The organism is Pseudoalteromonas sp. AS84 (genome assembly GCF_038900255.1).
Lineage (GTDB): Bacteria > Pseudomonadota > Gammaproteobacteria > Enterobacterales > Alteromonadaceae > Pseudoalteromonas.
The window spans coordinates 140567-159379 of the sequence record NZ_JBBMQY010000004.1 but is presented as its reverse complement, the minus strand read 5'-3'; the positions used below and the strand labels follow the sequence as shown (position 1 = coordinate 159379).

Sequence of the window (18813 nt, the reverse complement as noted above, 5' to 3'; positions counted from 1 at the left end):
AGATGATTAAATATCAACAGTATAAAGATTGACCTGTCCTTAAATGACGTGCATTAATATGGGCAACAAAAATAATAAATTAAGGATGTTGTATGGGATTGTTTTTTTCACCACGTAAATTAATCGTCAAAAGTGTACTGGTTTTACAGTTCACTACTTTTAGTGTTTTGGCGCAGCCTTTAGCGCAAAGCGCGGTCGCAATGCCTGACTCGTTCAGTGCCGATGCTGCTAAAAGTATATTAGAGCAAGGCGGTAATGCTGTTGATGCGGCTATTACGGCACAATTTGTACTTGCAGTGACGCTTCCTGAAGCCGGAAATATTGGCGGCGGGGGGTTTATGCTTATTCAAAAAGATGGCAAAGGCGATTTTATAGATTATCGTGAAACAGCGCCTACAGCGGCTCATCGTGATATGTATTTAGATGAGCAAGGTAATGTTATTGCAAACAAATCAATATATGGCATTCACGCAAGCGGTGTACCTGGCAGTGTAGCGGGTATGTGGCTTGCCCATCAAAAGCACGGGACTTTAAAGTGGGAAGCACTAGTACAGCCTGCTGTAACGTTGGCTGAGCAAGGGTTTGTTGTTCCGCCTAAGTTAGCAAAAGGTGTTAGCCGTTATATTGCCCATCTAAAAGAGCAAAAAATAAATGTAAACTTTGAAAAATATTTTGCTGATGTAAAAGCCAATAAAGTCTTTAAGCAACCAGAGTTAGCGGCTACGCTAAAGCGTATTCGTGATAACGGCCAAGATGGATTTTATAAAGGCGAAACTGCAAATATTATTGCTAAATTTATGCACCAGCATGGTGGTATTATTAATCAAGATGATTTAAAAAATTATACAGCTAAATCACGTACCCCCATTAAAGCAAGTTGGAATGGTTATGAAGTACTTACTTCACCACCGCCGAGTTCAGGTGGTATTGCTATTTTACAGTGGCTCAAAATGTATGAGTTACAAAAACCAGATGCAGGCTTAGCGCATAACTCTACTCAGTATGTGCACTTACTTTCTGAAATAGGTAAACGTGTATTTGCAGATAGAGCAGAGTATTTAGGCGATCCTGACTTTTTTGATGTACCAGTAAACGCGTTAACTAATATTAACTACCTTAAAGAGCGCAGTAATGGCATTTCGTTAACTGCTATCTCTACTACCGAAAATATTAAACCGGGCCTTAAAGAAAGTGAGCAAACTACGCACTTTTCAATCGTTGATAAAATGGGTAACGCTGTAGCAAATACCACCACAATAAACTTAGGGTTTGGTAGCGGTGTCGTTGTTGAAGGTGCGGGATTTATTTTAAATGATGAAATGGACGACTTTAGCGCCAAACCAGGCGTTATGAATGTGTTTGGCGCAATAGGCGGTAAAGCTAATGAAATACAGCCACACAAGCGTATGTTGAGTTCTATGACTCCTACAATACTACTTAAAGACAACACCGTTAAAATGGTGACAGGTTCGCCTGGTGGTACAACCATTATTAGCTCTGTGTACGAATCTATCTTAAATGCGGTAGAGTTTGATATGACTGCAGAGCAGGTTGTAAATAGTCCCCGTTTTCATCATCAACTGTGGCCTAAAAATATAATTAGAACGCACATAGGCTTAGCCGATGGTATAAAAGCAGAACTTATAAAGATGGGTTACACCATAGATGAGAATCACTTTGGTGATTTACACGTTATTATTAATAAAGAGGGTCAATTAGATGCTGCCTCTGAAGCTACAGGGCGTGGTAAATCAATCGTTTTTTAAATTCGGTGAAGAAGAAATTGATAATAAATAAGCCGCCTAGTAAGTACTAAGCGGCATATATGCTATAACCAGCGTATAGCGCCAGTAACGCGTTCGTTATAAGTATTTAGAGGTGCTCCAACACTTGCCACTAAAATAGTATCTGCTTGTGAGCCTCGGTTAATATGACCTTCGAAGCGCTCGTCTTTGAAATTATCATCGCCAAAACCAAATGATTTATTTTCAGAAGGTACTATAAATACCGTCATAGGACCAAAGTCAGACTCAAATATCAAATGCAGTCCTTTTTCGCCTTTAAAATCACAAAACATAGCGTACGTTACATCGCCTGGAAGTTCATCAATGTGACCACCTAAAACAGCTAATTTATCGTTAACGCTTTGTAGGCTAATGGGGTCTTTTTTATCAAGCGCATTAATTTCGTAGTACACATGGGCAAGCGCATGCTCACCTGCTTCGTGTGCAATATTTTGCTCTGTACTAAAAAAGAAGGCACTAATCGCCACTACAAAAGATGCTGCTAATGCAAGGTGTACGCGATCAAGCTTGAAACGCGAGCGGGCATCAACTACATTTTTTCCTGTTGCTTGTTCTTCTTGTAGCGCTTTTTCTTTTAAAGATGTGTTTAAAAGAATGCGGTCTGCAAGGTTTTCAGGTACAGGTATATCTAAAGAATCTTGTAAAAATTTATCAAAATCTTTCATATCGTTAATAAAACTTTGTCGCTCTGGGTTATTGTCAGCAAACTCCATAAGCTCCTTGTCAATGTCGTTTGGCTGCGCAATAGTGCGGCGACGAAACTCAAGTTCATCCATTATTTTGATGCCCCTTTAAGTTGTTCATCATCACGGCTTAAAGCCTCTTTAAGTTGATTTCGGGCACGGTATAAACGAGTCATTACCGTGTTTTTATTTAAATTAAGTATGCCTGCAATCTCTTCACCAGAGCAGCCCATTACAACTTGCAGTAATAATGGCTCTCGGTATTCATCAGATAGTAGTGCAATCTGTCGTTGGATAACCGTTTGCTCCATTTCATCATCTAATGAATGGCTGGTTTCATCAACAAGCGTATCGTTTTCTACGTCGCTGTAATCAAACTGTTTACGTTCAAATCGGCGTGCGTTTTCTCTTCGTAATATAGTAAGCAGCCAGGGTTTAGCTGCCTTTTGATCAAGTAAAGAGTCGAGTGAACGCCATGCGCGTAAAAACGTTTCCTGTACTAAATCATCTGCTATGTGCGGATCACGGCATAACCAATAAGCAAAGCGATAAAGCTCTTTATTGTAAACGTGGACCAAGGCTTCATAACGCTTTTGTTTCTCTGCCATATCGATTAAGACCTGATTGTTTGATTTTTTCTTTCCAAGCATAAGCACTTTTTTAATTAAAAATTATTAGTTATTGCAAAAAAAGACCTGAGTATCGTAATTATTAATCATAAAGGTCTTTTAATACAGCTTGTTGCGACTTTGATGCCTGAGTTTGATAGTTCTCAAGAATTTTAATAATAGCATTAAGATCCGTGTTTGCGCCTTTATTACTGTAAAGTTGTGCCTGCAATTGGCTAATGAGACCATTAAGCTCGCTGCTGTTTACGCGGATGCAGAGCTCATCAATCGCGCCAACATTTTTATGGGTCACCTTTACAGAAAAGTTATTTAATGCGGTGTAAAAGGCTTTCACATCGTGTGTTTTGGCTAATGCTTTAAGCTCATTTAAGCTTGGCTGAGAAGTACCACGGGTATTTAGCTGTAATTTTTCAGTCGTATTTTTAGTAGAACGGCTCATTAAGTAAAAAATTACAGTAGCAATCCATAAAATATACCCTAAAGCGGCAACAACTATTAACCAAAGAGGAGTATCACTTTTAGTTTCAATAGGTTGTGTGCCTGTCGCTTCATTCGAAATATTTTCAATAGCAGGTAAATTATCTGGATTTGATTGAGGGGGTACCACAGCGGTATTAGGTGCGGTACTACTTGGTGTTACCGTTATAGTTCGCTTTGGTAATGTAGCTATACTAATACGGTTCATTTTAGTATTAAACCAAGGCAGCTTTATTTCAGGTAAAGTGTAAGTACCTGGCTTTTGCGGCAGTAATGCATACGATGCAGTTTGCTGCGATACAACTCGCCCGTCACGTACTGCATTGTTATTTTCTTTTTTATCTGGGTAGTTGCGTATGCCATCAATGGTAGGCATAGAGATTTCAGGTAATTGCTCTTTTGTAACCCCAAGCGCGGTAAGCGTAATAGTACGTGTGATAGGTGTACCTACTTCTACGGTGTTGTCATTAGGTTGCCATTCTTCATCAAGATTAACCAGCTCGCTTGGTAACCATGCGCCCTTGTAATCACCCGGAATTGGTTTTATTTCTATTTGCTGATCGTCGCCAAGAGCTGACACTTCTAACTGACGATAATTTTGTTGTACACGTCCTTGAAAAGCGGGGCCTGCAATAGTATACGCACCACTTTTTTGTGGCTGAATCAAATACTCGCGAGTAATAACGAGGTAGCGTTTACCATCAACAAGCTCATAGCTCTCAGTTTGCTTACCTAATTGGGTTAGTTGAGCATCTTCCATACTTGGTGTGCTTAAGCTGCCATCAAGCAGTTCTTTGGCAAGGTAAAGCTTAATAGTATAAACACCGGCTTCTTGGACAAATAGTGAATTACTTGAGAGCGACGTTTTTAAAAATATTTCGTTATTTTTATCTGCATCAACTGAGCGTTTTGCCACTTTTAATTTAATAGGCTGTGAGGTTAACCCTGCAACGTTAAATGCCGGAATTGTGTAATCGCCCTCTGCACGGGTCATTAATTTAACTGACCACGTGGTTTGTTTATTAATGCTGCCATTAATAATGTTGGTACGAGAGCTTAAGCTAGTAGGCCCTACAACAAAGTCTTTTAACAGCGATGAGGTATCTGGTTGCTCGCCTTTAACTGTATCGTCCACCGATATATTAAGCATAAAAAATTCACCCGCTAAAACAGGGTTTTTATCTACGCTGGCTTCTAATTTGGTGGCAGCCCACGAAGGCATCGCACTTAATAGCAATAAACAGCAAAATAATCGCATTACCATGATTTTTCGACTCCTGTAGGGCGACGTTTATATTGTCTTTTTTGGGCTTCTAATTGCATTTTATTCCGTAATAAAATAGCCGGATCGTCCGGGACTTTTCTCAGTAGTTGATTAAGCTGTTGTGCTTTTTCTTTTTCTTCATTAGTGAGCTCACTTGCTTGGGCTTGCATGGCTTGTTGCTGAGCATTTTGTTTTTGCTCATCAGTGGCAGGTTGCTCATTCATTGCTTGTGGCTTACTTTGTTGCTGCTCGTCTTCTTTAGGTTGGTCAGCGTCTTTATTTTTCCCTTGCTCACTTTGTGGCTGAGCTTGCATATCAGGTTCATTTTGCTTTTCTGATTGCTCGCCTGGCTCACCTTGTTGATCTTTTGATTGTTCAGACTCTTTATCTGATTCTTTATCAGATTTTTCATCGCTTTGGTTTTGACTCTCGTTTTCGCCTTTTTCAGAATCGCTTTTATCACCATTTTGTTGCTGATCCTGTTTTGACTCATCAGAATTTTGCCCTTGGTTTTGCTCATCTTTTTTCTGGCTATCTTCTTGGTCTTGAGAGTCGTCGCCGTCGCTTTGCTGATCTTGCTGGTTTTGTTGCTCTTGTTGATTTAGTAATTGTTCAACTAAAGCTTGGTTATCAGCTGCTTGTGTAAAGTCGTCTTGTAAGGTTTGGGCTTGTTTGTAAGCTTCAATTGCTTCCTCAAGCTTGCCAGCTTTGGCGAGGGCATTACCGTAGTTGTATAAACCGCTAGCCGACTTATCATTACTAAACTCACTAAGTGCAGCATCAAAATTACCTTGCTGGTAAAGCGCAGCGCCTTTTAACTCACTCGATTGAGCCTGTGTTGCTGCATCGTATTCTTTATTATTGTAAGCCTCTAATGCACGCTGATCTGCATTTTGCAAAAGAGTGGGGAGCTCTACGGCATACGCATTTTGCTGCGGTAAAAAGCCAAAAGCTAAAAATGCGCCTAACAAGGCAGCGTGTCTAAATAAATACAAGCCAAATGGCAGTAATAACAAGAGTCCGTATATACCTGCATCTATTCGCCAAAGCGCATGGCTTTGTTTTTCGTCTTTCAATAATTCACTCTGTGCATTTGGAGCAAACGTATTTATGTCGTTATTGCTAGGTTGGTAACTAGCAAATTTACCACCACTGCTCGATGCTAAATTTTTAAGCTGACTGGCATTAAGTGTAGGTACTACAATTTGGCCGTATCTGTCTTTCAAAAACCCACCTTCAGGTAACTTAATTGGAGCGCCTTGAGCGGTGCCTACGCCATATATATTTAATCTATATTGGGTGTTACTGGTAAAGCTACTTACGTCGCTTTGTTCTTGTTGGTCAATACCGTCGGTCACTAAAATAATGTCGCCATCAATATAACCCGCTTGCGTTAATAGCTCTTTGGCCATATCAAGACCGGCTAAAACGTTTGAGCCTTTGTCTGGCATTATTTCAGGGCTTAAGCTTGGAATTAAATTACTAAGTGTTGTGGCGTCATTTGTTAGCGGCGATATTATGTAGGCCGTGCCTGCGTAAGCTACAAGCGCGGTATCACCTTCTTTAAACAGCTCAATCATATCAAGCGCTTTAAAGCGTGATTGCATTAAACGATTTGGTAAAATATCGGTGCTGTACATTGAGTACGACATATCCATAACAATTACACGGGCACTTTTACTTTGAAATACAGGAACTTGTTTTTTCTCAAAGCTAGGCCCTGCACTAAATAAAATGCCAAGGCTGCAAAACAAAGCAACTAACCAAAGTGGCTGGCTGGCTTTAGTGTTTGCTTCGCTCATTATAAATTGTGCCAAATGCGGTGCAATTAGCTGCTCACTAGTCGTTTTTTTATGCTTAATTAAGGCGACAAAAAATAATGCCATAGCAGGTATGAGTAACCATAAAAGAGCAGGGCGAATAAATTCAAAATCCATTAGTTTGGCTCCTTTAATGCACGCATTGTACTAAGCATTACTTTTAAGCTAATAAGTAAAATGGCAATAAGTAACGGGTAGTAAAATAATGAACTTTGTGGGCGAAATGTTTGTTCATCAGCGCTAATAGGTTCAAGTTTATCAAGCTCTGCGTAAATTTGTTGAAGGCCTGCTACATCTTTAGCTCTAAAGTATAACCCGCCAGTTTGCTCGGCAATCTTTTTAAGTAAGCTTTCATCTAAATTACTGCCACTAGAGCCACCCATATTAAAGAGACTAAAGCCGCGCGGATTATCTGAGCCAACACCAATGGTGTACACTTTAATCCCTTCTTCGCGAGCTAGCAGTAGTGCATCTTCTGGATTTAGATTGCCTGCGGTATTTTGTCCGTCGGTTAATAGCACCACAATACGGTTACTTTCATCTTTATTGGCAAAGCGTTTTACCGAAAGACCCAATGCATCACCAATGGCTGTTGCGCGTCCCACTAAACCAATTTGCGCTTCACTGAGCATTTTACTTACTGTTTTAACGTCGCGCGTGAGCGGGGTTTGTAAAAACGCGGTATCGCCAAATAATATCAGCCCAAGCCTGTCACCTTGGCGCTGCTCTATAAAGTCACTAAGTACGGCTTTTACCATGGTAAGGCGGTCAACATATTGGCCGTTGTAAGCCATGTCTTGTTCGGTCATCGAGCCTGATAAGTCAACTGCTAACATTATATCGCGGCCTTCGTTTGGCAATGAGATTGGCTCATCTAACCATGTTGGATTAGCAGCGGCAGTAACAAGTAATAACCAAATTACCCACTCAAAAGGATTTAAACGTCGTGCATGTGGCTCAATGCTTTGGCTGGTTAAATTGTGCTTTGCAAAACTGGGTATATGTAAACGCGTGCTGGCATTACTTGCAGCGGGTTTTAATAGTAAAAGTAATAAAGGCAAAGGTAGTAATAAAAATAACCATGGCCAGCTAAATTCAAACATTTACTGACTCCTTTATTTTAAATTGCTTAATACCTTGGCGAAATTTATTGCACAGTGTTGTATCTTTTTGGCTGGGGTTATACAAGCTTAGTATTTCTTGTTCGCTAAAGCTTAAACCGGTAAGCGTAGTAAGTGTTGTGCACCATTTAGAGGTAGATTGCGCAGCAAGGCGCTTGTCGTAATATTCAATCACTAAACGTTTTAAAATAATATGCAGTTGCTGAGGGCTTTGCTCACTTTGGCTTAATTGTATTGCATAGCGTTTAGGCTTTTTAAATTTATGTTTTTTGTAAAATATATAAATAGCTGCGCACAGTGCTAAAAACAGCAGTGCAATAATAACCCACCAAGCAGGGGCGAGTGGCCACCAATTAACTTGGCTTGGCGCTATTATATCGTGCAGGCCATCGAGTGGATTGGTTTGCATGGTTATTTTCTCACTAATTGCAGCTCAAGCGGTGTTGCTGCATTGAATGATATTAAATTAAGACCCGATTTAGTTAAGCGATTAAAGCGCGTACTAAATGCTTGCTCAGCATTTTTAGCAAAGCGTTCTCTAAAGTTGTTATCCATTAATGGTAGGGCAAAGTCTTGACCATTTGCATTAACGGTGACAGCTTGCTTAAACGCAGGTAACTGATGCTCAAACGGATCGCTTATGTGGCAACCAATAAGCTCGCAGTGACGGCTTAATATTTCGAGTTGCTTAAAGCTGGCATCATCCAGAGCGTTAAAATCAGACACCAAATACACTAAGCTGCCAGGTTTTGCTAAATGATTAAGGCGCTTTAGGTTATCGCTAAAGTTGTTAGTGGCTGTTTTATCAATATTGTTGAGCGCTTGCTGGTGGTTGTCGCATAAATTATGACAAAGCTTAAGCACGGCTTTTTCACGGGCGCTGGGCTTTAGCTCCAAATGCGAGTGCTGATTAAACACTATACCGCCAATTCTATCGCCGCGCTGACACGCCGACCATGCAACAAGGGCGCTTATGTGCGCCGCTTGCACCGACTTTAATAGTAACTTTGAGCCAAACAGCATTGAGTTTGAAAAATCAGTAAATACAAACACAGGGCGCTCTTTTTCTTCTTGAAAGAGCTTTGTGTGAGTCTCGCCGGTACGCGCAGTGACTCGCCAATCAATAGATCGAATATCGTCACCTTGCTGATAATGTCGCACTTCGGCAAATTCCATTCCTCGGCCTTTGTGCGGTGCAAGGTATTGCCCTGTTAAGGTATTTTTTATTTTTACCTTAGGGGCAAGTTCAAGCAATTGCGCTTTGGCTTTGTAATACATCAGCTCTTTGAGTGCTAAATTAACACCGTGGCTATGGCTCTGTTTGAGCCATGCTTGGGATTCTAATTGTTTTTGCATAACTTATGGTACGGCTACAAGTTCAACTATACGGCTTATTACTTGATCTTTAGTAATGCCATCGGCTTGGGCTTCGTAACTTAAAATAATGCGATGACGCAGTACGTTATGCACAACAGCTTGAATGTCGTCAGGTGCTACAAAGTCGCGACCTTGAAGCCATGCATGAGCACGAGCACATTTATCAAGTGCTATTGTTGCACGCGGACTTGCACCAAACTCAATCCAGCTACCTAGTTGCGCATCTAATTTAGCGCCTTCACGGGTGGCAATAATAAGTTGTACTAGGTATTGCTCAAGCGGCTCAGCTAAATAAAGGCCTAGTATTTCTTTTCGCGCTGCGAATAAATCGCTTTGACTAATTTTTTGCAATACCGGCTGTTGCTCGTTAAGTGCTTCGCCGCGCGTTAAACGCAGTATATCAAGCTCATGCTCTGCGCCAGGGTAACCAATACTTAGGTGCAGTAAAAAACGATCCAGCTGTGCTTCTGGTAACGGGTAAGTCCCTTCTTGCTCTAGCGGGTTTTGTGTAGCCATAACTAAAAACAGCTCGCTAAGCGGATAGGTGTTTTTACCTACGGTAACTTGGCGTTCAGCCATTGCTTCTAATAATGCTGATTGTACTTTGGCTGGTGCGCGGTTAATTTCGTCAGCTAAAATTAGGTTATGAAAAAGAGGGCCTTTTTCAAATACAAACTCACTAGTTTGTTGGCGGTAAATATCGGTACCTGTTACATCAGCAGGTAATAAGTCTGGCGTAAACTGTACACGCTGAAACGAGCCTTCAATGCCTTTTGCAAGTGCATTAACTGCACGTGTTTTTGCAAGACCAGGGGGGCCTTCTACTAATAAATGACCATCAGCTAAAATTGCAATAAGTAGCGCTTGAGTAAGCTCTGGCTGGCCAATAATTTGTGTATCTAAGTACGTTTTTAATTGTGAAAATGCGTTAGCTGCCATAATAAGTGGACTGTCCTCGTCAGCTGGGTTTGTACCTAATAGTGTTAGGTGATAAATACAGACCTATTTATAAGGTTTATAATTGGGTAACTCAAGAGTTAGACTTTATTTTTTAAAATAGTTCGTTATTTTTTAACGATTTTTAGCGTACCACAAAACTTTGTAAATGCGTCTAAAAAAGCCTATTGTGATAGTCGTAATTAAACACTGTTTATATAAATTTGTGTTTTTCTATTGGCTTTAGCACACGGGTTGTTTAGAATCGAGGAAAACAAACAGGTCAGACCTGTCAGCGGGAGAGCATAAATGTCTGAGCAAAACATACTAAAAACACCAAAGGGCGACCGTATTGCCATAGTTAGCGGCTTACGTACACCTTTTGCAAAGCAAGCAACAGCGTTTCACCATGTACCTGCACTTGATATGGGTAAGTTGGTGGTTAACGAAATGCTTGAGAGATTAAATTTCAACAAATCAGAAATTGATCAACTTGTATTTGGTCAAGTAGTACAAATGCCAGAAGCGCCAAATATTGCACGTGAAATTGTATTGGGCACAGGTATGCCAGTATCGGTTGATGCATATTCTGTATCGCGCGCATGTGCTACCAGCTTTCAGGCAATTGCCAATGTAGCTGAGTCTATTATGGCGGGATCTGTAAGCGTAGGTATTGCAGGCGGCGCAGATTCGTCATCAGTACTGCCAATTGGTGTTAGTAAAAAGCTAGCAGGCAGCTTAGTTGATTTAAATAAAGCGCGTACGCTTGGTCAACGCTTAAAAATATTTTCAAAACTACGTTTAAAAGACTTATTACCAGTGCCACCTGCAGTTGCAGAGTACTCAACAGGCCTTTCGATGGGGCAAACTGCTGAGCAAATGGCTAAAACACATAATATTAGCCGTGAAGATCAAGATGCATTAGCGCATCGTTCTCACTCACTTGCAACGCAAGCATGGGCTGATGGAAAGTTAAAAGATGAAGTTATGACGGCGCATTTACCGCCATATAAAAGCTTTATTTCAGAAGATAACAACATTCGTAAAAATTCAACGGTTGAAGGCTACGCAAAGCTTAAACCGGTGTTTGACCGTCAGCACGGTACTGTTACCGCAGCAAATGCAACACCATTAACTGATGGTGCAGCGGCCGTACTTATGATGAGCGAAAGCAAAGCAAAAGCACTTGGCTACGAAATACTAGGTTACGTACGTAGCTTTGCATTTTCGGCAATTGGTGTAGAAAAAGACATGTTAATGGGTCCTGCTCATTCAACGCCTATTGCACTAGATAGAGCGGGTATTACGCTTGCTGATTTAGATTTAATTGAAATGCACGAAGCGTTTGCATCGCAAACACTTGCCAATATGAAAATGTTTGCTTCAGACAAATTTGCACAAGAGCATTTAGGTCGCAGCAAAGCAATTGGCGAAATTAACATGGATAAGTTTAACGTTAACGGCGGCTCTTTAGCATATGGTCACCCATTTGCAGCAACAGGTGCACGCTTAATTACGCAAAGCTTACACGAGCTTAAACGTCGTGGTGGCGGTTTAGCATTAACAACAGCGTGTGCTGCTGGTGGTTTAGGTGCAGCCTTTGTATTGGAGAGCGCGTAATGACAGATTCAGTATTTAATTTAGCGGTAGATGAAAACAAAATCGCCATTGTGACTATTGATGTACCGGGTGAGAAAATGAATACCCTGCGCAGTAGTTTTGCCGACGACTTAAAAGCGTTATTAGAAGACGCTAAATCGCAAAACGTAAAAGGCATGGTATTTATAAGTGGTAAAAGCGATAACTTTATCGCAGGCGCCGATGTAAAAATGCTTGATAGCGTGCAAAAGCGTGAAGATGCTTTAGCGATTAGCGAGCTATGTCATCAAGCGTTTTTTGATATGAAAAAACTGCCATACACAACAGTAAGTGCCATTCATGGCGCTGCATTAGGTGGTGGTTTAGAGTTTGCTTTAGCGTGTGATTACCGTATTGGTACCGACAGCGATTTAACAAAAATTGGCTTACCTGAAGTACAACTTGGCTTATTACCAGGTGGTGGCGGTACGCAGCGTTTAACTAAAATTGTAGGCATTCAAAAAGCACTAGAGTGGATGCTAACAGGTAAGCAAATTCGTCCTAAGCAAGCTAAAAAAGCAGGCGTGCTTGATGATTGTGTACCGCACAGTGTACTTTTAAAAGTAGCAAAAGAATTTGCCGCGAAGAAAAAGCCACAAGCAAAAGAGCCAAAGCTCGACAATATTAGTAAATTATTAGAATCTAACCCGTTTGGTCGTAACTTTATCTTTAAAAAAGCTAAAGAAAACGTACTTAAAAAAACGGGCGGGCATTACCCAGCACCACTAGCTATTATTAAAGCAGTGCGAGCTAGTGTAGAGCTTGATGAGCTAAAAGCGTATAAAACAGAAGCTGAAAGCTTTGCAACACTTGTAATGAGTGATGAATCTAAAGCGCTTCGCGGTATTTTCTTTGCAACCACTGAAATGAAAAAAGAGTGGCGCAATGATGACGCACCAGCAATTAGCAAAACCGCTGTTTTAGGTGGTGGACTAATGGGCGCAGGCATTGCGCACGTAAGTGCTGTTAAAGCTAAAGTGCCGGTACGTATTAAAGATGTAGCAGAGCAGGGCATTAGTAATGCAATGAGCTACACTTACAAAATTTTAGATAAACGCCTTAAACGTCGTATTATGTCTAAAGCTGATGTGCAGTTAACAATGAACCGTATTACAGGCACAACTGACTACAGTGGCTTTAAACACATTGATTTAGTAATCGAAGCGGTGTTTGAAGATCTTGCACTTAAGCAAGGTATGGTTGCAGACGTAGAGCAGCAATGCCAAGCAAATACAATTTTTGCAAGTAACACGTCATCATTACCAATATCGCAAATTGCAGCGCAGGCAGCACGCCCTGAAAATGTAATTGGCTTGCACTACTTCTCGCCTGTAGAAAAAATGCCATTAGTGGAAATTATTCCACACGAAGGTACATCTCAAGAGACCATTGCCCGCGTTGTTAACTTTGCACGTAAGCAAGGTAAAACGCCAATTGTTGTAAAGGACATGGCCGGTTTTTATGTGAACCGTATTTTAGCGCCTTACTTAAACGAAGCTGCTAATTTGATGCTTGCGGGTGAGCCAATTGAAAAGATTGATGCAGCCCTTGTTGAGTTTGGCTTTCCGGTAGGACCGCTGGCTCTACTTGATGAAGTAGGTATTGATATTGGCTCTAAAATTGCCCCTATTCTTGAAAAAGAATTAGGTGAGCGTTTTAAAGGCCCTGATGCATTTATGCGTATGATTGATTCAAAACGCCTTGGCCGTAAGTCTGGTCGTGGTTTTTATGAATACGATAAAAAAGGCAAAAAGGTTGATGAGTCAGTTTACGAACTATTGGGTGTTACCCCGGCTCCACGTTTAAACAAGAGCGAAATTGCTAAGCGTTGTGTGTCGCAAATGCTTAACGAAGCAGTACGCTGTTTAGATGATGGCATTATTGCCAGCCCACGTGATGGCGACATTGGTGCAATATTTGGTATTGGTTTCCCACCATTTTTAGGTGGCCCATTTAGCTACATGGATAAATTAGGCGCAAGTAAAATAAGCTCTGATATGTCTACATTGGCTAACAATAACGCTAACTTTGAGCCGTGTGAATCACTGGTAACAATGGCAAGCTCTGGTGCTACTTTTTATAACACAAAGCCTGTTGAGGTTGTAGCTCCTGAAGTACAAAGCACTGAGCCACAAGAGCAAAGTGTAATTGAGCCTGAAATTACTAAAGAGATTGAAACGAAAGAATAAAGTTTCTGCTATCTAAAAAAAACCGCATTTAAATGCGGTTTTTTTATAGTTTTTATAAATAAATGAGGAGCTTAATGACATTATTTACACAAAGATTGAGCATGTACCAAATAGAAGAGTCTGATTGGCCTCTTTTTCTAGCGCTTCATCGCGATCCTCAAGTCCTTAAGTATTGTTTTGATATGCCAATGGAGTCACTGGTAAGAAACCGTTTTGAAATACGCTTACCTAAGTGGAATGCTAAATCACGGCATCCACTGTGTTTACTCATTATTAATAATCAAACAAAACAACCTGTGGGTGTTACAGGTTTTGCCTATGACGGAGAAACCGCAGAGCTTGGTTATTTATTATTGCCAGAGTATTTTAATAAAGGCTACGCGACAGAATCCCTAAGAGCTGTGATTGACTGGGCTTGGAAAGAGTGTGGTATTAGGCAGTTTAAAGCAGTCGTAACGCGTGGCAATATTGGTTCTGAAAGGGTGCTTAGTAAGTGCGGCTTAACCCATACCGATACACTTTTTAAAGTGCATACAATAGGCGAAAAGTTATACGACGATTTAATTTATACGCTTAAGGTGTAGGGTTTTAATGGGCTAGTAGCCTAGCCCAAAATGTGTTTACAAGTGAAGTAAAATAGCTTGTCGGTCTTTTTCTGGCATGTTTTCTACGACTAAATTAAATGAGTTATCAATCATTCTCTCAATTTCACCTTGTGCAATTGTGCCGTCTAAAATTACTGTATTCCATAAGCGTTTATTCATATGGTAACCTGGGATCACTGCCGGGAAAATATCACGCAATGATATTGCTTCGTCAGGATCGCACTTTAAGTTAAGCCACCAAATAACTTCACCATCATCATTAGTTTCACCGTCATTGCCAATAGCAAGAGTCGCAAACATTTTATGATTCACTTTATATACATCAACCTCTTGCGCAAATGGTTTTGTAACCTGAACAAGTGGTTTTTTAACTAAATACTCATGTACTTTTTTCTGGTCCATGATCCATTCCTTGAAGTCATACTCGGTAAAGCTACAATAGCAGTTTTTTTCACATTTGATTATATGTATTTTAGTATAAATTAAAATTTTATAAGCTAATACAACATGTAGCGTAAAACCAACGTAATTTTAGTTGAACAAAATCCAGTTCGTGGTATGTTTCTGGCAATCAAAAAAATAATAGGAATTCACACATGCCAAAGGCGAGTGATGTTAAAAAAGGTACTGCTATTGACTTCAATGGCCGCGTTTTAGTTGTAAAAGATATAGTGCGCTCTGTGCCGCAAGGACGTGCTGGTGGTAGTTTATACCGTATGCGTTTATACGATGTGGTAACCGGTGGTAAAGTTGACGAAACATTCAAAGACAGTGACATGCTAACGCTGGCTGATTTAACACGCCGTGAAGTAATGCTATCGTACATTGATGGCGACGAGTATGTGTTCATGGATAATGAAGATTACACGCCTTACAACTTAAGCAAAGATGCTATTAGCGAAGAAATTTTATTTGTTAACGAAGAAACGCAAGGCGTACACGTAATTGTTATTGATGGCGCGCCAGTAGGGCTTGATTTACCGTCAAGTGTTGAACTTGTTGTTGAAGAAACAGACCCTTCTATTAAAGGTGCATCTGCGAGTGCTCGTTCAAAACCTGCACGTATGTCTACTGGCTTAAATATTTCTGTGCCAGAGCATATTTCAACAGGTGATCGTATTCGTATTAATACTGTTGAACACAAATTTATGGGTCGTGCTGAAAAGTAACTTGTAATACCAACCTGCATAAATCTTTGATCAATTTAACGAATTAAATTGCACTATAACGTCGTTAAAAGTTTTTTATTTACGACTGCATGGATGCAGGAGGTAGAGCAATGCAGGGAGCAATTGCCGAGAACAACTAGATATAAAAACTTTTGCCTAGGGCCTGTTTATCTTTCGAGGTTAAATTTGCAGCAGTGTGTTTGGTATTTAGGCAAGGCAGAGCCTATGTAGTGTGGTTATTCCCCATAAATAGGCGATAACGTGGAATAAATGCCAAACATGCGCTGCCCGAAGGGTTCTGCCTAGGGGCAATTTACTCTTTGTTGCTCGGTTTTTACTTAGCCCACTAGGTTACAAACCTCACGCCGCGATTAAATAGCCCCTAGGTTGAACAAATTTTAATCCTGAAAGGTCAACAGGCCCTAGTTCTAGCGTAATTTTCTTAACGTTAAATAGACCCCATATATAAGCAGATTGGTATAAATTATAATTTTAAAAGCCGAATCTGTGTTTTACAGGTTCGGTTTTTTTGTGCGTGGGGGGATTTGTTGCTTTAAATTTAATCACGTTAGCGTTAAAATAAGCGCCGTATTTTTGAGCAACGCTAAGAGGTGACTTTGTTTATATTTTTACTAAGCATTACATTTATAGCTTTAATGTATTTAGAAGCCATTAAAAAAGGTATGCCAATTAAGCGATGGCTTATTTTAGGCGGTTTACTTGGGCCTGTGGCCTGGTGCTTGTTTAATCTACATTATCGTCGTGCTTTAGTTAGAAATGTAGGAGTAAATGCATGTATATGGCGCCCTTAATTTATCGACGCTACTTTTTTATTTTTTCTAATTAAGCTTGGAGCTGCTTTAGTTTGTTGCTGCCTTAAAAATTCAGTAAATTCACTTTTTGATAGTGGCTTAGAATAGTAATAACCTTGTACTGTTTCGCAATTAAGCTTTTTAAGTATATCAATTTGATGAGCTTGTTCTACACCTTCAGCAACTACATGCAAATCAAGGTTATGCGCAATAGTGACTATTGAGTCGACCATATTTCGCCCACGTTCGTTGGTCATGTCATCTATAAATGCTTTATCTACTTTAAGTGTATTAAGCGGAAATTGCTTTAAATACGCTAATGATGAATAACCAGTACCAAAATCATCCATTGCTAAATGAATACCTCGGGCACTTAACGAACGCATAATTGCAATGGCTTCTTTAGGGTCGTCCATTACTGTACCTTCTGTTATTTCAAGCTCTAAAAAGTAAGAAGGTAATTCGTTTTTTTGCAAAATAACGTCAATACGAGAGGTTAAATCGGGGAGGCTGAATTGCTTTGCTGATAAGTTAACAGCTACTCGACCGCTAAACAAACCGCTATCTAGCCATTCTTTTACGTCTCTGCAGGCTTTGTTTAATACCACTTCACCAATTTCAATTATTTGGCCAGTTTCCTCGGCTATAGGTATAAACACGCCCGGGCTAATAATACCTTTTTTAGGCGTAATAAAGCGCACTAATGCTTCCATTCCGGTTAGCTTACCTGTGCGAATATTCATTTTTGGTTGGTAGTACACTTCAAAATGATCTTCTTTTAAACCAAAGCGCATAAGGTTTTCTATTTGCAGTCGTTTAACGGCTTGGCGGTTCATCGTGTCGTTAAAAAATAGGTAGCTATTACCTTTCTTTTTAGCATGATACATCGCGGTATCTGCATTCTTTAAGAGCAGTTCAGGCGTATTGCCGTCTTCTGGAAATAATACAATACCCACACTTGAGGTGATTGCTAGTTCGTGGCCAGCCATTTTAAATGGTGTAGCAATGGCCGCTAAAAACTGTTTTGCCATGCGTGTAATTACATGAATGTCGTTAGTGTCAGACATTACCAGAGCAAACTCATCGCCGCCTAAACGATAAAATACATCATTCTCGCGGGTTAGTTTATTTAAGCGCATTGCTAGTTTAGCTAATAAGCTGTCACCTAGCTGATGTCCTAACGAGTCATTTATTTTTTTAAAGTTATCTAAATCGAACACAAGCAATGCGTGGTGTGAGTTGAGTTTTACTAGTTTATGTAAATCGGTAAAAAATAAATTTCGGTTAGGGAGACTGGTTGTGCGATCTCGGTTCGATAAATTATGTAACTGTGACTCGGCTTTTTTACGCTCTGTTAAATCGGAATAAACCACTACATAGTTGGTTATTTGATTTTGATCGTTTTTAATTTCATCTATCGATATTTCTATAGGCAATAAAATGCGTTCACTATTACGAAGTTTTACTTCTTGTTGAATATGTTCGCGCTCTTTTACTATTTCAATAATTTTGTTTGTATAGCTTGGCTCGTACCCAGATAGATTAAAATCTTTTCCTAAGTATTGCTCGCGTACGCCACCAAACAAGGTTAAAAAGCTAGGGTTTATATCAACCAGTTTAAAGTTTTTATCGTAAATTGCTAAGGCATCAGTGAGCGACTCAACACATTTAGCAAACAGGTTTAAGCGCTCTTCAGTTGATTTTAGCTGTGATATATCACGAACTGTACCTGTCATTCTTAGAGGTGATAAGTTAGCGTCTTTTTCAATTATTTTTCCGCGATCGAGTACCCAGTGCCAACGTCCAAATGTATCTTTGATCCGGTAAGTAGCTTCAAAAAAAGCAGACTGCTGCGCAAAGTGTACCTTTAATAAGTGCTCAACGTTATTAATATCGTGAGGGTGAATAAGGCCTTTATTTGGCGGAAACCCCATTAAGGTAGTTGAATCCATTAAGTACTTATCGTTAATACGAATAACTTCGCCTGTTTTTATGTTCCAGTCCCAAAGCGTATCGCCACTACCTTCTACAGTACTTTTAAGGCGTTTTTCAGAAAGGCGGAGCTGGCGACGTGATCGTCTAAGTTTGTGGATCACAAATAACAGGTAGGGCAAAGCAAGCGCTATAATGGCGCTTGCTAGTATAAGTATATTGTCGGAGTTGTAATTAAATGATGACTCAAAGGCAAAAAGCTCAAATGAGTAAGCAAGTACTACAAGCATGCTTAGTTTTATTATTATTTTTATCATTTTTTTATTACTTCTAATTTACAAATGATAATTTAAAAC

16 protein-coding genes are annotated in these 18813 nt (G+C 40.0%); 6 read left to right on the top strand and 10 right to left on the bottom strand.

The genetic code is table 11. The annotated features are described in order from the left end of the window. Positions 1 to 92 precede the first annotated feature (92 nt). Complete coding sequence (ggt, locus tag WNY79_RS06470; RefSeq protein ID WP_342875421.1) at positions 93 to 1766, top strand: gamma-glutamyltransferase; 1674 nt, start codon at positions 93 to 95, stop codon at positions 1764 to 1766. Positions 1767 to 1828: 62 nt separating this feature from the next. Here ggt and WNY79_RS06465 read toward each other — a convergent pair whose 3' ends face one another. From WNY79_RS06465 to WNY79_RS06430, 8 genes are all read right to left on the bottom strand, one after another. Beyond that, positions 1829 to 2581, bottom strand: a complete 753-nt coding sequence (locus WNY79_RS06465; protein WP_342875420.1) for a DUF3379 family protein — start codon at positions 2579 to 2581, stop codon at positions 1829 to 1831. Continuing rightward, positions 2581 to 3138, bottom strand: coding sequence for a sigma-70 family RNA polymerase sigma factor (locus WNY79_RS06460; RefSeq protein ID WP_032827217.1), 558 nt, complete (start codon positions 3136 to 3138; stop codon positions 2581 to 2583). Before WNY79_RS06460 ends, WNY79_RS06465 begins: the two co-directional genes overlap by 1 nt. 61 nt (positions 3139 to 3199) lie before the next feature. Continuing rightward, positions 3200 to 4858, bottom strand: coding sequence for a BatD family protein (locus tag WNY79_RS06455; protein WP_342875419.1), 1659 nt, complete (start codon positions 4856 to 4858; stop codon positions 3200 to 3202). After that, on the bottom strand, positions 4852 to 6795 hold the full coding sequence (locus WNY79_RS06450) for a VWA domain-containing protein (RefSeq protein ID WP_342875418.1): 1944 nt from the start codon (positions 6793 to 6795) through the stop codon (positions 4852 to 4854). The genes WNY79_RS06455 and WNY79_RS06450 overlap by 7 nt, the downstream gene beginning before the upstream one ends. Next, complete coding sequence (locus tag WNY79_RS06445; RefSeq protein WP_342875417.1) at positions 6795 to 7781, bottom strand: VWA domain-containing protein; 987 nt, start codon at positions 7779 to 7781, stop codon at positions 6795 to 6797. The genes WNY79_RS06450 and WNY79_RS06445 overlap by 1 nt, the downstream gene beginning before the upstream one ends. After that, positions 7774 to 8208 carry a DUF4381 domain-containing protein gene (locus WNY79_RS06440; RefSeq protein ID WP_076925493.1) on the bottom strand — a complete coding sequence of 145 codons (435 nt, stop codon included), beginning with the start codon at positions 8206 to 8208 and terminating at the stop codon, positions 7774 to 7776. Before WNY79_RS06440 ends, WNY79_RS06445 begins: the two co-directional genes overlap by 8 nt. A gap of 2 nt (positions 8209 to 8210) precedes the next feature. Continuing rightward, positions 8211 to 9155 carry a DUF58 domain-containing protein gene (locus WNY79_RS06435; protein ID WP_024598408.1) on the bottom strand — a complete coding sequence of 315 codons (945 nt, stop codon included), beginning with the start codon at positions 9153 to 9155 and terminating at the stop codon, positions 8211 to 8213. Positions 9156 to 9158: 3 nt separating this feature from the next. Next, positions 9159 to 10115, bottom strand: a complete 957-nt coding sequence (locus tag WNY79_RS06430; RefSeq protein ID WP_024598407.1) for a MoxR family ATPase — start codon at positions 10113 to 10115, stop codon at positions 9159 to 9161. Between the two features lie 306 nt (positions 10116 to 10421). Between WNY79_RS06430 and fadI the strand changes: the two genes are divergently transcribed. The 3 genes from fadI to WNY79_RS06415 all read left to right on the top strand — a co-directional run bounded on the left by fadI (position 10422) and on the right by WNY79_RS06415 (position 14523). After that, on the top strand, positions 10422 to 11732 hold the full coding sequence (fadI, locus tag WNY79_RS06425) for an acetyl-CoA C-acyltransferase FadI (protein WP_004335629.1): 1311 nt from the start codon (positions 10422 to 10424) through the stop codon (positions 11730 to 11732). Continuing rightward, positions 11732 to 13939 carry a fatty acid oxidation complex subunit alpha FadJ gene (gene fadJ, locus WNY79_RS06420; RefSeq protein ID WP_342875416.1) on the top strand — a complete coding sequence of 736 codons (2208 nt, stop codon included), beginning with the start codon at positions 11732 to 11734 and terminating at the stop codon, positions 13937 to 13939. The genes fadI and fadJ overlap by 1 nt, the downstream gene beginning before the upstream one ends. Positions 13940 to 14013: 74 nt before the next feature. Continuing rightward, entirely contained in the window at positions 14014 to 14523 is a 510-nt protein-coding gene (locus WNY79_RS06415) for a GNAT family N-acetyltransferase (protein ID WP_170072108.1), read from the top strand. Between the two features lie 36 nt (positions 14524 to 14559). On the opposite strand, the gene WNY79_RS06410 is transcribed toward WNY79_RS06415, so the two are convergent. Then, entirely contained in the window at positions 14560 to 14946 is a 387-nt protein-coding gene (locus tag WNY79_RS06410; RefSeq protein ID WP_024598404.1) for an MmcQ/YjbR family DNA-binding protein, read from the bottom strand. 194 nt (positions 14947 to 15140) lie between these two features. Here WNY79_RS06410 and yeiP point away from each other — a divergent pair, with 194 nt between their 5' ends. Together yeiP and WNY79_RS06400 are read left to right on the top strand one after the other, a co-directional pair. Further along, entirely contained in the window at positions 15141 to 15713 is a 573-nt protein-coding gene (yeiP, locus tag WNY79_RS06405) for an elongation factor P-like protein YeiP (RefSeq protein WP_007580599.1), read from the top strand. 617 nt (positions 15714 to 16330) lie between these two features. Continuing rightward, the gene (locus tag WNY79_RS06400; protein ID WP_076925495.1) at positions 16331 to 16525 is read left to right on the top strand and encodes a hypothetical protein; all 195 of its coding nucleotides are present in this window, start codon (positions 16331 to 16333) and stop codon (positions 16523 to 16525) included. On the opposite strand, the gene WNY79_RS06395 is transcribed toward WNY79_RS06400, so the two are convergent. Then, on the bottom strand, positions 16522 to 18774 hold the full coding sequence (locus WNY79_RS06395) for an EAL domain-containing protein (RefSeq protein WP_024598402.1): 2253 nt from the start codon (positions 18772 to 18774) through the stop codon (positions 16522 to 16524). The two genes, WNY79_RS06400 and WNY79_RS06395, sit on opposite strands and share 4 nt — an antisense overlap. Positions 18775 to 18813: the final 39 nt, after the last annotated feature.